The organism is Aquabacterium sp. (assembly GCF_036279655.1).
In the GTDB taxonomy this organism is placed as follows: domain Bacteria; phylum Pseudomonadota; class Gammaproteobacteria; order Burkholderiales; family Burkholderiaceae_C; genus Aquabacterium.
Genome location: NZ_DASUIT010000082.1, coordinates 1 through 19982 on the forward strand (window position 1 = coordinate 1; position 19982 = coordinate 19982).

General features: G+C 68.7%; 10 protein-coding genes. All 10 read right to left on the reverse strand.

Going from position 1 to position 19982, the window contains the following annotated elements; all coding sequences use genetic code 11:
- Window positions 1-362, reverse strand: a 362-nt coding sequence (locus tag VFW84_RS09990; RefSeq protein WP_329680308.1) for a hypothetical protein, incomplete at its 3' end; no start/stop codon positions are given.
- A gap of 27 nt (window positions 363-389) precedes the next feature.
- Window positions 390-3260, reverse strand: coding sequence for a hypothetical protein (locus tag VFW84_RS09995; protein WP_329680309.1), 2871 nt, complete (start codon window positions 3258-3260; stop codon window positions 390-392).
- A gap of 13 nt (window positions 3261-3273) precedes the next feature.
- Window positions 3274-4566 (reverse strand): hypothetical protein, encoded by a 1293-nt coding sequence (locus VFW84_RS10000; RefSeq protein WP_329680310.1) that lies wholly within the window; start codon window positions 4564-4566, stop codon window positions 3274-3276.
- Window positions 4567-4625: 59 nt separating this feature from the next.
- Window positions 4626-8132 carry an eCIS core domain-containing protein gene (locus VFW84_RS10005; protein WP_329680311.1) on the reverse strand — a complete coding sequence of 1169 codons (3507 nt, stop codon included), beginning with the start codon at window positions 8130-8132 and terminating at the stop codon, window positions 4626-4628.
- Between the two features lie 34 nt (window positions 8133-8166).
- Window positions 8167-11580, reverse strand: a complete 3414-nt coding sequence (locus VFW84_RS10010; protein WP_329680312.1) for a hypothetical protein — start codon at window positions 11578-11580, stop codon at window positions 8167-8169.
- Window positions 11581-11582: 2 nt separating this feature from the next.
- On the reverse strand, window positions 11583-12758 hold the full coding sequence (locus VFW84_RS10015) for a hypothetical protein (RefSeq protein ID WP_329680313.1): 1176 nt from the start codon (window positions 12756-12758) through the stop codon (window positions 11583-11585).
- A gap of 31 nt (window positions 12759-12789) precedes the next feature.
- Entirely contained in the window at window positions 12790-14169 is a 1380-nt protein-coding gene (locus VFW84_RS10020; RefSeq protein ID WP_329680314.1) for a hypothetical protein, read from the reverse strand.
- Window positions 14166-16286 carry an ATP-binding protein gene (locus VFW84_RS10025; protein WP_329680315.1) on the reverse strand — a complete coding sequence of 707 codons (2121 nt, stop codon included), beginning with the start codon at window positions 16284-16286 and terminating at the stop codon, window positions 14166-14168. Before VFW84_RS10025 ends, VFW84_RS10020 begins: the two co-directional genes overlap by 4 nt.
- The gene (locus VFW84_RS10030) at window positions 16279-17832 is read right to left on the reverse strand and encodes a hypothetical protein (protein WP_329680316.1); all 1554 of its coding nucleotides are present in this window, start codon (window positions 17830-17832) and stop codon (window positions 16279-16281) included. The genes VFW84_RS10025 and VFW84_RS10030 overlap by 8 nt, the downstream gene beginning before the upstream one ends.
- Window positions 17829-19976: a phage tail protein I gene (locus VFW84_RS10035; protein WP_329680317.1), complete on the reverse strand. Its 2148-nt coding sequence runs from the start codon at window positions 19974-19976 to the stop codon at window positions 17829-17831. Before VFW84_RS10035 ends, VFW84_RS10030 begins: the two co-directional genes overlap by 4 nt.
- Window positions 19977-19982: the final 6 nt, after the last annotated feature.

The following is a 19982-nucleotide window of genomic DNA, read 5'->3' on the forward strand; positions in this document are numbered from 1 at the left end:
CGATACGCCCGCCAGGCCTCGCCGCTCATGCTCTCCAGCGTGATCGGCTGGGCTGGCGGCGCGATGCCGCCGGGGGCCTCCAGACGGTTGAGCACATGGCAGATGATGTCGCGCATGTCATCGGCCTTGAGCGGGAAGACCCCGCCACCATAGGACGCCAGGTCGACCTGCGGATCGTTGATGAGTTGCTGCAGGCCCAGCAGCAGGTAAGGCAGGTCGCCGGACGACTGGGCATCGTGCCGCAGGGTGTCGATGTAGCTGTCGAGCTCGCTGAGGTCCTCGGGCACCTCGTTGTGATCCACGAAGTAGGTCAGAGTGATCTGCCCGAGGTGGTTGCGAAGCATGGTGGTGCTGATCTTCATGATGGGATGGATGTCTAGGGTGATCGCTCAGTTGGGCAGGGGCTCGGTGTAGCAGCCTCGCTCGGGATCCCAGCTGTCGGTGTAGGGATACTGGGTCAGCAAGACCCATTTGCCTTGCGCGCCGGCGTGCGCATCGAAGCGGAACACCGAGGTGGAGCGGGTGTAGCCCGACACCTTGACGGCCCGCTCATAGGTGCTGTTGCCCCCCAGCTCGCCCTTGTTGGGCCCACTTTGCTTGGGAGCGGTCTTTTCCTTCACGCCGATCATCGCCGATCCGATCGGCCGGTGGTGCTCGACGTGGATGGCGATGCTGGTCATGTGGGGCACGGGCGTCGTGTTGTCGTCCGTGAGTTTGTAGCCCGCGCGGGTCTTGCCCTTTTCGGTCGCGGCCTCCCGGGCGGCCATCCAGCCCTCGGCATCATCGAAGCTGGAGGCGGCCTGCGTGGGTGGCGGCGGCACACCCGTGGTGACGCGGGTTTCCTTGTCGGTGTCCGTCACGTTCAGGTGCTTGGACACGCTGTGCGGGTGGACGTTGCTTGTGCCCTCTGTGGTGTCATGCGCCACGGCCGCCACCCGGCACAGGACCTTGGCCTTGTCGCGGAAATCACTGAGCTTTTTGAGGGCGGACGGAAAGCCCCCCGTCTTGGCGGCAGCGTCGGCGTCGGTCAGGAACTTGCTCATCACGACCTGCGTGTCGGTCACGGTGTAGACGCCCTTGCCTGCGGCGTCCAGATCGATCAGGCTCTTATTGACCGCCTGCGCACCCTGGCGCTCGGCCGTGAAGCGAGAGGCCAGGGGCAGATGGCCCTGCAGGTCCGTGAGCTTCTTGAGCGCCTCCTTGTGCTTGCGCTGTCCGGCCAGGGTATCGGCGTCGTCCCAGAACTTCTGCAGGAAGGTCTTGGCCTCGGCCACCGGCAGGTCCTTGATCGTGGCCGCATACGGGCCGGTCATGGCCTGGCGTTGCTGCTGGTAGGCGGAGATCTCCTGGAGGGGGCCTTCCAGATCGGGCAGTTGGGCCAGTGGCTCCAGGGCACTCAGCGCATCGGCATATGCCCCGGCCTTGGCCAGGCCATCGGCCTCCAGCAGGGCCTCATCGATCTGGGCCAGTGCCTCGGTGGCGCTCAGGGGCAGCACCGTCTTGAGCGTGGCCAGATCGCTCAGCCGGGCCCGGTAGGCCACGAAGTCGTCCAGCGTCTTCAGCCCGGCATCGATCAAGGGCAGTACGTCGCCATACGCATGGGTGGCGGCCTTGTCGGTCGCGGCCTTGAGCACGTCGGGCTTGCCGCTGAGCGTGACGGCCAGAACGGCCGCCTCGGCCTCCTTCAGGCGCTCGGCATACAGCAGGGCCGCGCGTGCCAGGGGCAGCAAGGTGGTGAACAGGCCTTCGGCCGCCGGGAAGTCCTTGCCGGTGAACTCGATCTGAGCGGCATCCCTCAGGCCTTTGATGTACAGCTCTGCCGCACTGCCCGGCGCCACCGCCAACAGGCCGTTGTAGAGCCCCTGGACCTGGGCCGCCAGCTTGGACACCGCCACCGGCTGGGCCACCTTGGCGGCATCGATGGCCGGCGGCTGCAGCTTGCTCAGGGCTTGCCCAGGGTTGCCGGGGTTGCCATCGGCCAGCCCCTTGGCCTGAGACAGCGCCTGGGTGATGGCCAGTTGCTCGGACGGCGCCAGCAGGGCGAAGTCGGGCGAGGTGCTGAAGGCATGCAGCTCGTTGTAGCGCAGGGCGTAGGCATGGCTGTCGAGCAGCCTTTGCTCAAAGACGCCCAGTGCCGCCGTGGCGTTCTGGTAGTCCGTCGGGGTGGCATGGCCGATGCAGGCGTTCTTGATGGCCTGCAGTTCGTCATTGGGCTTGAGGTTGGCGGGCGTGTTGGCGATGCTCTTTTTTTGCAACACGGCCATCTTGGCGCCCACGTTGGCCCGAAACAGCGCCAGCCGCGCATAGAAGGCCTTGACGTCCTGGGTGTCGGGGTCGGCCTCAAAGTCGGCCAGCTTCTGGGCTGCGGCCACATAGTCATGCCCGGCAGCCAGCAGTTGCGCGTCCGTGATGAGCTGGTTGAGTGACGCGACCTTCAAGGGCGGCGCCGCGTTGGTGTAGTTGAGCGCCAGTTTGGACAAGCGCTCGTACTGCACGCCATAGGCCTGAGCCTGGGAGGTCTTGAGTGCCACGGCATCGAGCTCGGTCACGGCCTGCTTCCAGCCTTTGGCATCGGTGGCGTTCGTGCCGGTCAGGATGGCCGCGTCCAGCAGGCCTTGCAGATGGGTTTCCACGCCCCCTTCCAGATCCTGCGCGGCGGCCTTCAGTGCGACCGTGACTGCCTGGCGACGCTGGTCGAAGGCCTGACGCGCGCTCACCTCCGACGTGATCTCCTTGGCCAGCTTGATCAGGGCCACCTGCTCTTGGGCCGCCTGAGTGAGGTGCTTCTCGCGCAGGTCGGTGGCGGGCAGCAGCGCGTTGATCTTCTGGCGCTGCTGGCTCAGGCGCAAGCGCTGAGCATCGTCAGCACCCGCAGGCGCCTTGACGGCGGCACAGTCCTTGAGCGCCTGGGTGCGTCGCTTGGCGCGCGCCTTGACCTCGTTGTCGATGTCCACCTTGAGCTGTTGGGCCACCAGGATCTGGGCCTCGATCTTTTCTGTGTGATCGGTCCGGGCCTTGGGGGTGTTGGTGACGTGCGTGGTCTCCAGGTTCTGGATGGCCTTCTTCAGCGTGTCGTGCCGCCCCTGGATGTCGACCCAGTCGTCATCGAAATCCGGGATGTTGTCATAGGCGGTGAGCAGGCGCTGGTAGGCATCATCCAGATCCACGGTCTCTTGCGAGTACCACATGGCCTTTTCGGTGATGCCCAGGCTGCGGTTGAGCACACGCTTGAGGGCACTGCCCTGGTCGTTTTTTCCCATGGTGTTCCTGGCTTCAAGCTGGCAGAGCCGCACGCACCTTGCTCAGGGCGGCCAGCAAAGGGGTTCGGATCTCGACGGTCAGGCCAAACCCGTTGGGGCCCTGGGCTTCATCGATGATGTCGTCGGTGCTGATGTAGCGCTCCAGCTCGGCCACAGCCTGGCGGGAGTCGGGCCGGGCCGTGAGGTTGGCCTGGATGGCCTTGACCAGGATGATGGCCGCATCGCCCTCCGGATCCTTCATGCCGCGGATGGCCTTCTCGAGCGCCAGCAGTTGGGCCAGCACGGCTGTGCGTGCCTGCGTCCAGGCCGCCAGGGCCTGATCCAGCAGGGCGGGATCCGGAGAGGCCACGGGTGAGGCGAGCAAGGCCGCCAGGCGTTTGATTTCGGCGCCGGCCTGCGGCAGGCGACCGGCCTTGACGTGCTCCTGGAAGGCTGCCACCGGTGCCAGCAAAGAGGCCTTGAGCGCCGGGTTGGCCATGACCAGGGCCTTGATCTTGGGGCTCAGCTTGTTCATGGCCGCCGTGAGTTGCTCGGCCGTGATGCCGCCCGTCGAGGCGGCAGGGGTCTCGGTGCCGGCCTTGCCGGACTCGACCTGCGGGGCGGTGTCGCGCTCCTCCGCGTCGATCTCGTCACCTTCATCGTCCAGGTCATCCGCACCTTCGCCTCGCACCCGCACCTTCAGACGCAGGCCGGTCTGCTTGAGCAGGGCCGCCTTGAGCCGCTTGGCCAGGCCCGCCGCTGGCGCCTGCACCACGAAGGTGTAGAAGCCTTCTTCGAACAGACACTCGCCCACGATGTACTTGAGCCCGCCGCTCACCCCCAGCTCATCGGCCAGCAGTTTGCGCCGCGCCGGGGTGATGGTCTTGCGGGAGATGAGCACGGCCATGTCCTTGGGGGCCAGTGCGATCAGGGTGGACATGCGCACCTCCCCTTTGCGCAACTGGCGCAGCAAGGACACCATCAGGGTGGTGAGCGTGGCCGGGCTGTCCTCGTCCTCATCGGACGAGCTGGCCTTGGCCTGCGCTTTGGCCAGATCCTTGATGGCCTGCTCCAGCGCCTTGCGCTCGCTCGTGAGTGCCTTGTCCATGTCGCCCAGATAAGCGCTCAGGGGCTTGTCACCTTTGGCGGCCTTGAGCAGCACGTTGGCCTGCTTGTCGATCTCGTCCAGCACCTTGAGCTGCACATCCGGGGCCGCCTTCTGGGCCTTGTCCAGGGCCTCCAGCGCCTTGAGCAAGGCGGCATCCTTGAGGTCCTTGCCTTTGGAAAACTTCTTCCACTCAGCCACCGACAATGTCTTGTCCACCATGCTCACCTCCGTCGTTTATTGCGTCTGATCTTGCCACAGGGAGCGCCTGACGGTGTGCGTCAGAAGATCTCCGAAGCCACCTGATCGATCATGGTCGAGGGATCCACATCCGGCACCTCGAACTCGACATCGTCCAGGGACACCGAGAAGGGTTCACCCTCCACGTAGTGCACCGGGAAGTTCACGCCAAAGCGCAGGTCGGATCCCACCTCGAAGGCGGCCAGCTCCCAGCTGTTGTCGTAAACGCTGAAGCCCAGCGCCGACACGCTCACATACCCCGACACATCAAACTTGAAGCGGGGCTGGGCATGGAAGGCCGCGTTGGCATCGATGGTCAGGCCCCGGCTGGGCATCCAGTCCACATGCACACCCGCCTCGGCGGCGCCATCGATGCCCAGGGCCCCACCGAGCTCGATGCCGCCTGTGGCGCTGGCGCCGGTGATGCCCAGGCCGATGCCCGCGCGTGCCGCCAGCCGCAGGCCTGCATCGGCCGGCACCTTGACGTGGGCGTCGCCCGTGATGTGGGTGTTCTCTTCGTGTGCGGGGTTGTATTCGACCGCCAACTTGAGCTGATCGAGCACGCCCGGCCCGATGCCGGCCTGGGCTTTGAGGTTGCCCCCCACCTCGGCCACCACGCCCGGCACGATGGGGATCTGCGTGGCCAGGCTGAACAGGGTCTTGTCGATCTCCTGGCGGGGAAAGAGCTGGATCTCGCCGGGCAGGCCGATCTCGCCCGAGACCGTGACCTCCCCCGTGGGTGAGAAACGGATGCCTGCAGTGGCCTGCAGCCAGGGCGCCAGGCGCAAGGTGGCACTGCCGCTGCCAAAGACCACCAGGGGAGCTTCCGGATCGCCCAGCGCGCCCAGCTGGCCCTGGGCATCCACACTGCGGTTGGTGACCCCCACCGAGATGTTGCCCGTGTGCATGCCCTGGGTATAGGCCCCATCAAAAGTGGCCGTGAAGGCGCCGTCGTCATACTCGGCCGACAGATTGGAGGCCACACCGGGGATGTTGGGCTTGGCCTGGCCGCTGCCCTTGACCTTGAAGCCCGCGCCATCGGGCGGCTGCTGCGCCTCAACGTGCAGCTTGCCTTCGGTGATCAGGGGGTTGCTCTTGAAGCCCACATCGCCCGCAAACTTGAGACCGGCCGCTTCGCTGTACTCGATGGACAGGGTGGCGGCCTCCACCGCCGGGATCTTGGGCACCACCGTGCCGGTGGCCGAGAAGCTGTCCTTCTCGTAGGCCGCATCGATGGAGGCTGACTGGATGCCCTTGATCTTGCCTTCGGCGATGCTCAAGTGGCCCTTGAGCCAGAAGGCCTCTTTCTCGTAGCCTGCCTCGATGCGCGCCTCGCCATCGAAGACCTGCTTGTCGAGTTCGAAGTAGCCCTTGACGCCAAAGCCCACGCCCGTGTCGGCCCCGAAGGAGCCCATGCCCGTGATCTTGCCTTGGCCCAGGCGGGTGATCTCGTAGTCGACATCGCCTTCGACCTTGAGCCCGCCCGTGCCCGCCGACACGGTCAGGGTCGAGCCCATGACCTGGATGGGGCCGGGGAACTTGAGCTCTTCGCCACTGAAGGTCTTGCTCAGCCAGACTTGGTCGTCCTCGATGGTGAGGTCCAGCGACAGGCCCTGCAGCAAGGGCAGATCGGGTTGCAGCACGCCCGAGGCAAAGATGGCGCCCTTGTCGTCCAGATCGACCTCGTTGAGCGTCACCGGCGACATGCCCGGCGCCGTGGCCTTGGCCAGGCCCGCCGTGACCGAGGCCTTGTCGACATAGACGGTGTAGTCCATGCCCTCCATCTCGACGAGCTTCCAGGTGACCTGCTTGGATTCGAGCAGGTCCTTGCCGAACTTCTTGGTGCCCGTGATGGTGCCGCCCGCCCCGGGCGAGTAGGTAATGGCCGTGGCCTCGAAGTTCTTGAACAGGCCCTTGCCATTGAAGGCCGTGGGCGTGTTGGTGGTGGGCTGCCAGCCGATCTTGTGGGCGCTGCCGCCCCCGGCACGGGGATAGATGATCAGGTGGGTGTCGTCACCGATGAGCTTCTTGGCATTGATCTGCGCAGCCGTCAGCGTGGTGGTGGCGTCCAGGTGCTGACCGGTGCTGACCGCATCGACCGACCAGTAGTTGTTGGGGTTGCCCGCCACCTTCAGCGTGGGGCTGGTGGCCGTGAAGCTGACCTGGTATTCGGACTGCACCTTCTTGAGGTCGGGTGCCTTTTTCCAGTGCTTGCCTTTGCCGACCTCGGGCTGGATGGCCGCGTTGAGCTTGGAGACCACCTCGGCGCGGATCAGCGAGCCCGAGCTGCGGTTGGCCGAGGAGTCCAGCATCTCCATGTTGGACAGCACATTGGTGCCGCCCAGCTGCATCTCGCGGATGTGGTCGACGTCGTAGCTGGAGAAGGCCCCGCCCTTGTTCCAGCGCGGCAGCGTGACCTTGGCCGGCAGGCTGTCGATGTCCCCGATGATGTAGGTGTCCGACGACTTGGGCTTGATCACGTGGATCATCTTGTTGGTCTTGGCGTGGCGGATGCCGCGCTTGGTGTCCACGCCCTTCTTGACGGCCTCGGCATAACCGCCGGTGGCCATGATGCCGTCGCTCCAGACCTTGCGCTGATCATCGGGCCGCGTGGGATTGCGCGGCAGGTCCAGCGGCTGCGGGATGGCCCCGGCCTTGCGGGCATAGCTGGGCACCTGCAGGGTCGGGATGGTGATGGTCTTGGCACTGTGGTCGACCGCCGCCGTGGCGCTGGCCGTGGCGGCGGGCTTGCGCATGATCTGGCGTGCCACGGTGCCCGAGTCCTGCTGCACAACGTGGGTCAGCTCGTGGGCCAGCAGCTTCATGCCATCGGGGCTTTGCGGCGCAAAGCGGCCGGAGGCGAAGTAGACATCGTTGCCGACGGTGAAGGCCTCGGCGCGGTACTCCTTGGCCAGGGCATCGGCCTCGGTGTCGGTGTGCACGCGCACGCCGGAGAGGTCTCGGCCGAACTGCCCCTCCAGCCGGGTGCGCAGGGTGTCGGGCAAGGCATCGCCCCGCCCGGCCTGGGCCCGGAGGCGCTGCTGAGGATCCTGATCGGGGCCCTGGCGGGCGGCCAACTCACGCTGAGCCCGCTCGGGGTCCGCCGCTTCGGTGGGCGGCGCCGCCACGGCGGGTGCACGAGACACGGCCATGGGGCTGCGCTGCACCGCCAGGGGCTCGCCCGGGTTCGCCGCCGCACCCTTGCCAGATTCGGGCTCGGACATGCGCCGCGCCACCTTGTCGGCCACCTGATCGGCTTCGCGCTCGACGGCATCGCCGGGCTCGCTCACCGACATCTTGGCGCGCACGGCCATGCGGTCCACGCGCTGCTGGGCCTGGGCGGGTGCGCCCGAGGCTGGTTTCTGCGCGCCCTTCTCAGCGCCCTTCTCAGCGCCCTTCTCAGCGCCTTTCTGTGCGTCCTTCTGGCCACCCTTGCCCGCCTCCTTGGGGGCCCCCTTGTGCGCAGCCTCGGCCTGGCCCTCCTTCTTCTCGGGGGGCTTGGGCGCAGGCTTCTTGGTGTCGGCTTGGGGTGGAGCGGCGGCTGGCATGGCGGGTCACCTCATGGCTGTCGTGGGGGTGGCATCACTGCGGCTCGATGGCATCGTGCAAGACCACCGTCACCCCATGGGCCCCACCTCCCAGATCGGCCTCGGGGATGGCGATGGCCTGCATGAACTGTGCGCCCACCGCCTGGGTGATGGCCTCCGATGGTGCCACGATGTCCTCGCCTTCGGCCAGGGTGTTGGCCTCCAGGCGCACCGTCATGCGCTGCACGGCCGTCTCGTTCAGACCGATCATGGTCAGGAACTGGGCTTCGCTTTGCTTGACCGCCTGGATGTTGGCGGCCGACAAGGTGTTGTCCGTCACCTGCAAGGTGATGTCCAGCTTGGGGAAGGTGGCATTGCCCAGGGTGGCCTGCAGCTTCTTCCAGCCTTCGGAGGGGCTCTGCTTGAAGGCCGCGGCCAGTTCACGCCAAACATTGGTGCGCAGGTAGATCACGCGGTGCGGGCTGACCAGCACCTGGGCCTGCTGCCCACCCGTGACCACGAGGAAGCCACCATCAAAGCCGGCCTTGCTCAAGGGGGCCGGCACCTTGGCCAAGGTGGCCACGCTGCCATCGCCCTTGGCGGGCGGCGTGGTCAGCGAGGCGATGGCATCGAGCATGGTGCGCAGGCGGAAGTGGTTCTGCCAGCCCTGCCCGGCCGTGGGGTTCGTCTCCCAGGCTCGGGCCAGTTTGACCTGCTGCCCCAGCGGCAGGTTCTGCCACAGGGCCTTGATCTTGGATGGGCTTTCTTCGCTCTGGGTCTGGTCGTCGCGGTAGCGCAGCATGCCCACGCGCTGGAACTTGAAATGGGCGATGGCATCGGCGTTGCCCTGCTCCAGCGCACTGCTCAGCATCTGGAGCTCCTTGTCGCTGTCGATGCGGGTGTGCCAGACCTCGAAGGTCTCCAGCTCGGTGCTCACGGGGGTGGCACACACCGGGTTGCAGAAGGTCGGGCGCAGGCGGCGGAACATGACCCAGTCGTGCACAGCCTCAATGCGCTGCGTGCCCGTGGTCTCCAAGGACGGGAAAAGACGACGGCGAGCCCGCACGTTGAAGGCGCCATCTTCGGTGGCCTCGGCCAGCGCCACGATCTGGTTGAGGGCGGCAGACCCCAGCGCGCTGGCCGGAGACGGCGCCGCCGGCAAGCCACGCAGACTGGCCAGGGTGACGGTCTGGGCGACCGTGGGGGTCTCGGCCACGTGGGTGATCGGCGTGGTGCCCGCCAGTTCGGTGCTCAGCGTGAGGGTGGCCACACGGGGGGCATCGTCCCAGTTCACGGCCATGGGCGCGCTCTGCTCGCTGAACTGCGGATCGTCGATCAGCAGCACGCCGGTCGAGCCATCGCCCTGGCGCACCAGGCCGACGCGGATCTTGATGTGCCCACTGCGCTCCTGCGCTTCAGCGTCGCTGATGTGCACGCCCACCACACTGATGCCGGTGAGCTCGACCACGAGCATGGTGCGGCCCTGGCTCTTGAGCTGCCGGCTCACCAAGGTCAGGGCGCCTTGCAGGCGTCCGTCGATGGCCAGGCTGCGCTTGGAGGTGCGTGTGAGCAGGCGCAGCTCGGCCTGGAAGGCCAGCTCGTCGCCCACGGTCAGATCAAAGGGGTCACCCGCCAGATCGGCAGCGATGTACCAGCTTTGCTGGCGTGGGGCATCGGCGTCGTTGGCGGCCACCAGGGTCAGGCCCACACTGCCGTTCTCACGCGCCTCGGTGCGGGTCAGGCCAGCCAGGGGCAAATCCAGATCGGCCTCGTCAAGCTTGCTGAAGCTGCTGCGCAGGGCGGTCTTGCCGGTGGCGCCCTGGCGTTCCTTGATGAGGTCCGCCGCGGACGCCATGGCCTGGGGGGCGGCCTCGGCGGCCACCGTGTCCTGCCCGTCCTTGGGCTCGTAGGTGGTGGTGTTCTCGCCGTCCAGCTTGAGCAGGCTCAGCAGCAGGGCCACGCCGGGGCTCATGGCGGTGTCCCACCACAGGCCCTGGGGCTGTGCGGCCACATCGAGGATGCGACCATCGGGCACGAAGACTTCGACGTCTTCCAGGGCGTCGGGATGGTCCAGGCCCTGGGTCAGGGAGATGCGCTCCATGTGCTGGGCTTCTTCCAGCAGATGGGGCAGCACATCGGCGCGCGCGGCACGGTAGGTGAGTCGCACGCCTTCGCCGAACAGGCGTGAGAGCTGGTCAGTGATCTCGGTCTTGCCGGGCTGCACCGGCAGGTAGCCGGCCGGGGGCAGTTGCACAAAGCCGCTGTTGAGCAGCAGGCGGTTCTTGGGCAAGGCGCCCTGCCCGGTCTCCAGGCCGGAGAGCTTGTCGGACAGCTCCGCCAGTTCGGCCGCCGAGAGCTTGACCTCGTCGGCGAACTTCTGGGTGTCAGCCTTGCTGGGCTTGCCGCCGAGCTTCTCGACGATCTTGCTGGCACTGTCGGCGTACTTCTTGTGCAGGGCCTGGAGCTCCTTGCGTGTGGACTCCAGCGCGGCGCGCAGGTCATCACAACTCTCCGGCGGGGTCACGACCACGCTGCTGTCGTTGAACACTCCCGACAACTGGCACTGGAACTGCAGGATCTGCGCCAGATAGACGTTCCATGGGCGCATGGCCATGCGGCCTTGCCAGTAGCCACGGGCCTGCGCTTCCATGCGTTCGCGACGGCCAGCCCACACGTCGATGAAACGGTTGACCTTGGATTCACGCGCCAACAAACCGATGACGACTTCGTCACGCCCATACAGGCTGGTGGTCTGGCACCAGGCACCCCCACTGAGACCCGAGGCGCTCAGGGCCGAGCCGGTGGCCCCGGGCTCGGACGCGAAGTAGGCCGAAGCCACACGGTTGCGCAGATGGGTGGGCGTGAGCACCACGGCCGTGCTGGTGGGCAGCTTGAGGCTGATGGGACGCAGGCGCAGCACCAGGCCTTCACGCCAGTAGGGACGGCGGGAGTCCGACACACAGGCCGATTCGCACAGGGCGCCGTAGACGGGCTCGTTGCCGCACAGACCCTCGATGGGGCCGACGGTGATCTCGTACAGGCCCAGGGCGGCAGTTTCCTGGACGCCGCTGTCCTGGCTCTTTCCCTCGCACGGGGCAAAGTCCGCGTGACCCGTCACCGCGGGGGCGGGTGAGGCCACCTTGAGCAAGGCGGCGATGCCGGCCTGCACTTCGCCCACGGCCATCACGAAGTGCCCTGCGGGCGTGATCGCCAGACCACCACTCACAGTGATCTGGTCACCCGACAGGCGCACGCCCAAACCATGCACCACGCCCCAGCCTCCGGCCACATTGGCCAGTTGCACCTGGGTGCGGTGATAGGCCTGCTCCTGCGCCAGGGCATCGGCCTTGAGGAACTTGCCGTCGAAATAGTGCAGGCGTGTCAGCGGACTGGCCTGCTCGATGAAGGCCACCCCGTCTTGCGTGTCGAGCTCGACCGATTCGGCGCTGATGTCGTTTTGATTGCCCATGACTAACCTCGGTGAATGGTGGTGGTGAGTGCACGGCCGTCGCACTCGGGGTGCGTGGCGCCGGCAGGGATGAGGGTGTGGCCCAGCAGCGGCGTGCTGCCCTGGCCGATGACGGTGATGCGCAGCAGGGTGCCGGTCGCCGCACGGTCCAGGGTCAGGACCACAGCGGGGGGCTGATCCAGGGCCTCGCTGTAGGTGGCGGTCTGCACGGTGAAGGTGGCCCAGCCCGTGGTGGTGTCGAACTCGCTGACGGCAAAGGCGATCGGCTGCACACTGGCGGCCGCCAGCTTCTGATCGAAGGCCAGGGTGATCTGGTCAGCAGTGGCGTGGAGCTCGGCGGCCAGCACCTGGGGCCCGGCCACCGGCGGTGGCGAGGCCAGCGCGGGCAGCAACAAGGACTGCAGCGCCTCCGTGGACAGCAAGAGGGGGCGCTCCCCGTAGTCGATGGACTGCACGGTGACCTGCCAGCCTTCGGCCTCCTGGCGCAGATGCACACCGCGCAGGCAGGCCACGCTCAGGCACAGATCGGCCGCCTCCACAGGATCAGGCGCCTCGACCGGCAGATGGGCCAGCGCTTCGGCCAGGGCGGCACGGGGGGTGCAGGCGCTCGGCGGGGTCGCCGTCTTCGGTCCGGGCAAGGGCGCGCGTCGGCGGACCAGTTGCATCGACACCGTCTCGCACACCCGCGAATAGGCGATGTCGGACGCATTGCCCGCGCAGGGCTCGGCAATGGCGGGCACCGGTTGGCTCAGGCAGGTGCTGTAGCAGACGCTGATGTCCAGGTCCACCGTGGCGTTGCGGGGGTTGGGGATGTCGTCGAAGGCCTCGTCCTGCTGGTGCTTGAGCCACCACTGCACCAGATTCACGCACAGGTCCTGGTCCAGGGCCAGATCGCGCCCCAGGGCATCGACCGCCAGACCGGGGGTGACGTGCAGATCGAAGCTCTGTGCATCGAACTGGACGGCATACCCGGCGACCACGCCACGGCCATGCAGCAAACGCTGGTGGCGGCGCGAGCGGCCCAGATGGAAGCCCTGCTCCGTGCGCAGTTCATCGACGCCCAGCAACATGCCGAAGTGGACATTGAGCGTGCATTGCGGGTTGTCGGGCAAGGTGGCGTCGCAGCGCTGGCTCTCTGGCGTGGCCAGGCACCCGGGCGACAGGTCGTTGAGGTTCATGGATGCATCTCCATCTCGGTGGGGCGGGCCATCACAGCGCCGCCGTGCTGCGCGACACGGCTCGGGCACGGCGGGCAGCGGCGCTGGCTTCGGCCTGTTGCAGGTTCAGGGCGATCAAGGCGGCCTGTGTGGCGGCCTGCTGGGTGCGCCGGGCCAGCGTGGCGGCTTCCAGGGCGGTGACCAGCTCTGCCTCACGCGCGCTCACGGCCGCCAGCAGATTGGCGGGCACATCGGCATGCTTGAGCTGGTTCAGCCGGGCGATGGCCGCATCCAGCTGGTCCAGGGCTTCCCACAGGGGGTCGGGCACGGCGGCAAACCAGGCCTGCAGGACGGCGTAGTCCGCCGCATTGGACTGCAGGTCGTCACGCGTGGTCTGCCGGGACAGCAAGGCCGCGTTCAGGGTCACCAGATCGGCCGCCAGCACGGTGGCCTCCAGCTCGGCCCGGGTCTGTCCAGGGTGGGCCTTCATGGCCGCATGGAGCTTCTTGTCGTACACCAACTGGGCACTGCGGGCGGCCTGCTCGGCATCGTCGGCCGCGCTCAGCTTGGCCAGCATCGATTCGCGCTTGGCCTTGAGGCCGGCATGAAAGAGCGCATCGTGCTGGGCCACGGTCACGATGGGGTAGCGGGTGCCCGCCACGGGAGCCGGCAAGGCCGCCAGGCGGCTCAGGGCATCGCGTGCATCGGCCAGACGAGGGGCGGCATCCATCACGGTGCGCACCGCCTGCCAGGCCTCGTCAAAGCGGCGCTGGGCCTGGGTCACCGCATCGTGGCTGTTCTTGAAGGCCAGCGCCTCGGCCTCCAGGGCCTGGCTGGCGCTGGTGGTGACCAGCGCGCGGCGGGCGCGGACACGCTTGAGCAGGTCCTTGCTGGCGGTGGCATGCGAAGGGAACTCACCTTCCACGCGGGCACGGGCCGTGGCCTCGAAGTCCGTGAGCGCCTGGGTGGCATCGGGCACCAGGGTGGCCCAGGCGCCGATGGTCAGGGCATCGGCCACGGCCTGGCGTTCATCGGCGCTGCGTTGGGCCTGGCTCTGCGCAGTCTGGGCCTGCGCCAGTTCGGCCTGGGTGTCGGTTTCCAGTTGCTCCAGGCGGCGTTGCTCGCCACGGGCCTGCAGCAGGCCCAGCTCTGCGCGGGACTGGGCCTGCTGGGCTTCTCGCAGGGTGATCAGGGCTTGTGCCATGGCCAGCAGCAGAGGGTCACCATCGGCGGGCATGGGGATGCCGCCCAGGGCCCGACGTGCCGCGTCCACGGCATCGCTGGCGCTGCGCACGGCATCGGCGGCCAGGCGCCCGGCCTGCTGGGCAGCACCCAGGGCGGTGCGGGCCGAGGACAGGGCCGCGCGGGTGTCGCTCAAGGCCTGGGTGAGGCGAGCGACTTCGCCGCTCCAGTAGGTGCTCAGGGTGCTCATGGAAGGTCCTCTCGTGCTTCGGTGCTCAGGTCGGGATCGACCTCCAGCCCCATGTGATGCGGGGGATAGCCCGGGTGGGCGCGCCCGGCCTTGTCGAACTCGCGCTCGATGGCCCACAGGAAATGGCGCTGGCCGATGGCCTGCCCGGCGGCAGCCGCCAGGAAGGCCGCCGCCAGGGCAGCGTTCTTGATCTGCGCGCCGGAGATGGCATACCACTCGGCCAGCTCGACCAGGTCCACGTCATCGGCCAGCGGGGCCTGCTCGGGCAGGTGCAATTGCCACAGCGCCAGGCACACGGCGGTGTCGGGCTCGGGGAACTCGACGATGGCTTCAAAGCGGCGTGTGAAGGCCTTGTCGAGCTGCCCGCGCAGATTGGTGGTGAGCACGGCCACGCCTTCGTAACGCTCCAGGCGCTGCAGCAGGTAGGCGGTCTCCAGATTGGCATAGCGGTCGTGGGCGTCCTGCGTGTCGGTGCGTTTGCCGAACAGGGCATCGGCCTCGTCGAACAGCAGGAGCGCACGCGAGCGCTCGGCCACCTCGAAGACGGCGGCCAGGTTCTTTTCGGTCTCGCCGATGTACTTGGAGACCAGGCTGGAGAGATCGACCACCAGCAGGTCCACGCCCAGAGCGCGGGCCATGACCTCGGCGGCCAGGGTCTTGCCGGTGCCAGGTGGGCCGTAGAACAGCATGCGCACGCCACGGCGGTCGGCGCGGCCCTGCGCGAAGCCCCAGTCGTCGAGCACGGTGATCTGCTGCAGCACGCGGCGCACGGCAGCGTGCAAGGGCTCCAGGGCCGACGGTGGCAGCAGCAAGGCGGACCAGTCGGCCTGAGGCAGCACGCGGCTGATGCCGGGCCGGGCATGCCAGGCCGTGCGTGAGCGCACACAAGCACCGATCTCGTCCAGACCCAAAGGCTGCCCCAGCAGGCTCTGGCGCAGCGAGAGATCCCTCACCACATCGCGCGCATCGTCGGGCTCGATGGGATAGCGTGCGGCCAGCAGGGGAACCTGATCGCCCAGTTGCGGCAGCAGCGATTGCCACAGGGCGCGCCGCGCCACGGCGGCCAACGGGCGCACCGTCAGGCGGATCTGCGGCAGATCGAGCGTGGGGCAGCGACGCTCGCTCAAGGCGCTGCTGATCACCGGCAGGGCCTGCATCAGGGCCTGACTCTGCGCCGGTGGGGCCCCCGTGCCGTGCAGGACCTCGGCGGCGTCGTCCACCCGGTCCTCCAACCAGAGGCTGGCGCCGTAGAGCCAGGCCGTGGCCATGGAGGCCGCCTGACGCGCCGAGGTGGTGGCACTGGCCGCACCGGCCTCGTCCTGCGTGCTGAGCAAGGCCGTGGTGCGAGCCGCGCCCAGCAAGGCGCGGGCGCGGGTGTGGCGCATGGCGGCATCGCCGCCCACGAGCAGGATGTGGCAGGGCACGCCACGGCTGAGGGCCAGGATGGCCTGCTGCACATCGCCTTGCTGCAGCCAGCTCTCCAGGCCGGGCACCTGGGCATAGCCGGTCACCAGGCGGACCTCGTCGCCCGAGGGCGGATGGCCCATCAGGGCCGACCAGACCTGGGCACCGGCCCGCAGATGGCGGCCATGCCAGGGGCCGTCGCCCTCGCAGCGCAGCAGGCCCAGGCGGGACAGAGGCCCGTGGCGCAGCAATTGCTCCACCGCATCCCGCAAGGGATAAGGATCCAGGGTGTCAGCGCCAGCCGCGCACTGCGCCTCGTGCTCCAGCCAATGCAAGGCCAGAGTCACAGTGGGCCAGGGTTGGCCGTCGGGGTTCACCAGCCGGCACAGCGTGGCATAGCCTTCATGGGCTTCGCTCAGGCAGGCCAGCAACACCAGATCCACCAGCAGATCGGCCATGCCGGGGGCCTGGGCCCCCAGGGTCGACAACTGCGCCAGCCGCACCAGGGGGTGGGTGTCAGGCAAGGGTGCACTCAAGGGCGGAAGCTCGCGGGCATGCGACTGCGCAAAGGCCAGGGCGCGCGCCAGGGCTTCGTCCACCGGGGTGTCTGCGGGGGCCTCCGGCGGCGGCAGCAGGCGCTGCGCCAGGCTGCGGGCCAGGCGCAGGCCCACATCGGCCAGGGCATGTCGGGTGGCGTGTCGGATGTCAGTCATAGCGGATCCTCACGACACAGCCCAGGAAGGGCAGATGGCCCGGGTCCAGGTCCAGGCCCAGGCGGCGCACACGGGTGTCGACGGCATCGATGGGCAGGTGCAGCTCGATCCAGCCAGGCTCGAAGCGCAAACGCCCTTCACGCTGGCACACGGCGCGCAGACGGGGCGCGGGCAGATCGGGGGCCGCCTCGTCCAGCCAGGCCGACCAGCGGGCCACCAGGGCCTGGGCCGCCTCGGCCACACCGGCCTGGGCATCGCCCTCGGGCCAGTGGCCGCCGACGAAGGCCCGCAGCGCGGCATCACCGGGCGGCACCCCCAGGGCCAGACCCAGGGCCAGCAGGGCATGGCCCACCGGGTCCGTGCTGTCGCTGGCGTGCAGGCCGTCGGTGGGGCCCAGCAGCTCGGCCAAGACCCCGGGGGCCTGGAGCGCCCGCAGCCAGAACAAGGCACCTGCCCAGTCGGTGGCCTGCCAGTGGGAGGCCTCGGGCAGGGCCGGGGCATCGGGCAGCCGGGTGTCCCGCACGGTCTCCGGGGTCGACTCGGCTGGGTGCGTGTCGGCGCGCGTGTCCATGCGGGTGTCAGGCGCTGGCGACGACGTGCGCGCGTCCGATGACGACGGCGACCGATGCGCACCACCGGCCTCGGGGTGGCGCGAGGTGGGCGCCCGCCAGGCGGCGCCCAGCACCGACACGGTCTGCCGGGCCTGACGCAGGCGGCTGCACACCACGGCCTGGCCACTGCCCTGCTCTGGCCAGCTCAGGGCCGCCAGCAACAGGGCCAGGGTGTCGCCATGACGCAGGGCCAGGGTCGGACGCGCGGCCAGATCGCGCTGCAAACTGGCCGCCAGGAGGGGCAGCGCACTGGAGGCGGCCATGACGACAGGCCCCTGAGTCCGAGGCCCACCATCGTCGGTCGAGGCAGGGAGCGTCGCGTCGTCGGCGTTCAGGCGCTGCCAGGCCTGGACATAGGGGCGGGCCACGGGCGCCTGAAACAGCAAGGCCTGCCACTGCGGGGCGGGCAGCGCGTGCAGCAGGGCCGTGAGCGCGCCTGTCCGAGCCTCGGCGGCCACCCAGCGGGTGACCAGGGGCCAGACCCAGTCGGGCTGTTGCATCAGGTGACGCCAGCCGGCCTGCAGCACCTCGCTGGCGGGCAAGGCCTCACGGTCGATCCAGCCCATGCGCTGCCAGGCCCACTGGCGCGTGGTTTCACCCAGGGCGCTGCGGTAGATCAGGTCGGCCAGGGCCTCGCGTCGGTCGCTGTAGCGCAGCACGTCCGGGTGGTGTGGGATCTGGATGAGGGCCTGGGCCGCTGCCTGCACCGCGCGGGACCAGGTCCAGGCGGCATCGGTGGGGGTCTGATCGAGCCGCCAGTGCGACTGCACATCCAGGCGGCGGATCAGCAGCCACTCGTCAGGACCGGCCTGATCGGCCAAGGCCTCCACATCCAGGGCCTGCTGCAAGGCGGCCCACGCCTGCAACTCATCGCCGCTCAGCGCCCGGGGGCTGCGCAGGCGGTGGTGCACGCGGTCGATGTGGAGCTCGCTCATGGCCGACCTCCCAGCACGAAGCCTTCACCCAGCGCGGCCGGGCCGACGATGGCGGGCTGGAAACCCGCCGAGGCACCCACCACGGTGGACAGGCCCACGTGCGTGCCCAGGCCGACGCGGATGCCGCTTTGCGCCGTGCACAGCTCGAAGTGGGTGTGCGCGGGCTTGTGCACCTCGATCAGTCGCCTGACGCAAGCCAGTTGGGCCGCGTCCAGCGTGGCCACGACCGTGACGGTGAAGCGATGGGCAAAGTCATCAAAGTCCACGGGCGGGGCATCGGCCATGGGCTGCGGCTCGGCATCCCCGATCACCCCGCCGACTCGAAAGCCCACCCCCAGCACGGCCTGCGAGGTGTTGACCTCGGCCTGGCCCGCGACCCCACCGCCCCGCAGGCGGAAGTGCTCCAGGATGATGACTTCGGCATCGCCCGTGAGGATCTCGATCATGCGGCGCAGGCTGGCCACGGTGCCCCGGGTGCGGAACAGGGCCACGGCTTCGCGCACCATGCGGCGCTGCACGGTCTCGCTCCAGCAGGGGTCGAGCACCAGGCCCATGAAGGAGGCCAGCCAGGGCAAGGCCTCGCCCGGCGTGACGCGCGGATCCAGCAGGCGGTGGCGCTCGGCGGACACCCCATCCCATTCGTCGAGCATGGCGGCGATGGGCATCAGGAAACGCTGCAGAAAATCGCGGGCCGCGGGCTCGCGCCACAGGGTGCGGGGCAACTGACGCAGCAGGTCATGGCCCGGGTAGTCCACCCGCGCGCTCTTGAGGCGCGGGCTCTTGCTGCGCGTGCCGGTGAGCTCGAAGACCAGCCACAGGTAGCGGCCAGGCGGCGCGATCACGGGGGCCTCGTACAAGGCATAGCCCTCGGCGGTGGCGCGGGCCAGGGGCCGCTGCGAGTCATCGCGATAAAGGCTCTGGGCCTGGGCGCCCTGATCGGCGCGGTGTGCCCAGACCCACGATGACAACAAGGGGGTCTCGTCGGGCAGGGCGATGGGGGTGAGCGCCTGACCCGCCGGGGGCGTGCGGGTCAGCGGATCGTCGTGATCGATCTCGTCGGCCGTGAACGCCCACACACGCACCGAGGTGCCCGCAGGCACGCAGGCCTCGATCTGCACCCGACCCCAGGTGCTCTGGTCATGACCGCTGTCCAGCGCATGGCCCAGCACGCGGCCACTGGTGAGGTAGCGGGCGCGGGCCGGGGCCGCATGGCGCAGGCCTTGGGCCGTCCAGTAGGCCACGCGGCCATCGGGCGCCCAGGCCAGGGCCGTGCCGTCATGGCCCGGCGCGCTCAAGCCCGGCAGCAGGGCCGGTTGGTGTCCCAGCCAGCGCAGGCGCACGAACTCATCGCCCGGGCCCATGGCCAGCACGAGCAGGGTGCCGAACTCGGCATCGTCTTCACCCGACAGCACATCGCGGGCCTGGGGCACGCCATAGGGCGGCTGGTGCTGCAGGTGCAGGGGCACCAGGCGGGCCTGCACCGTGCCCGGCGAGGTCAGCACCCAGGCCTGACGACCACCCTGCCGCGCCGCGTTGACGCTCAGGCGGGCGGCCCCCGGGAGGGCGGGCCAGGGCGTGCGGCGCGGGGCCTCGCAGGCATCGAGCCACCAGGTGCTGCCATCCTGCAGCAGCACACAGACCTCGTCGCCACAGGCCGACAGGTCCAGCGGCACCGCCGGCAGATCGATGCGGCGCGTGACCTCCTGCTTCCACAGGTCGATCAGCCAGACGGCGGAGCGGGCCGGGTCGGCCACGTAGAGCAGGTCGTCGGCCCCGACAGCCAGGGCTTCAGGCCGCACCGGCAGGTCGGCACCCGGCAGAGGCTGGCCATCGGGCTCCGTCTCGGGGCCGGTGACGACCAGGGGATGGCTGCGGTCATCGTGCACCCCCAGGGTCGAGGTGCTGCCCCACAGCACGTATTGCAGGGCGCCCTGCTCGGGCAGGGCATGGAAGAGTCGGCAATGCGTGTCAAAGGCCAGACCAGCCCAGGGGGCCGTGGCCGTTGAAGGACCCGCGGGCAGGGGTGAGGTGTCAGGCGCGAGCGTGACGACGTCATCCACCAGGGTCGTGTCCTCGAAAGCCGCACGCAGCCAATGCGCGCGACCGCGCATCAGCAGGGTTCCGGCGTCAAGCGTGAGGCGCATGGTGTG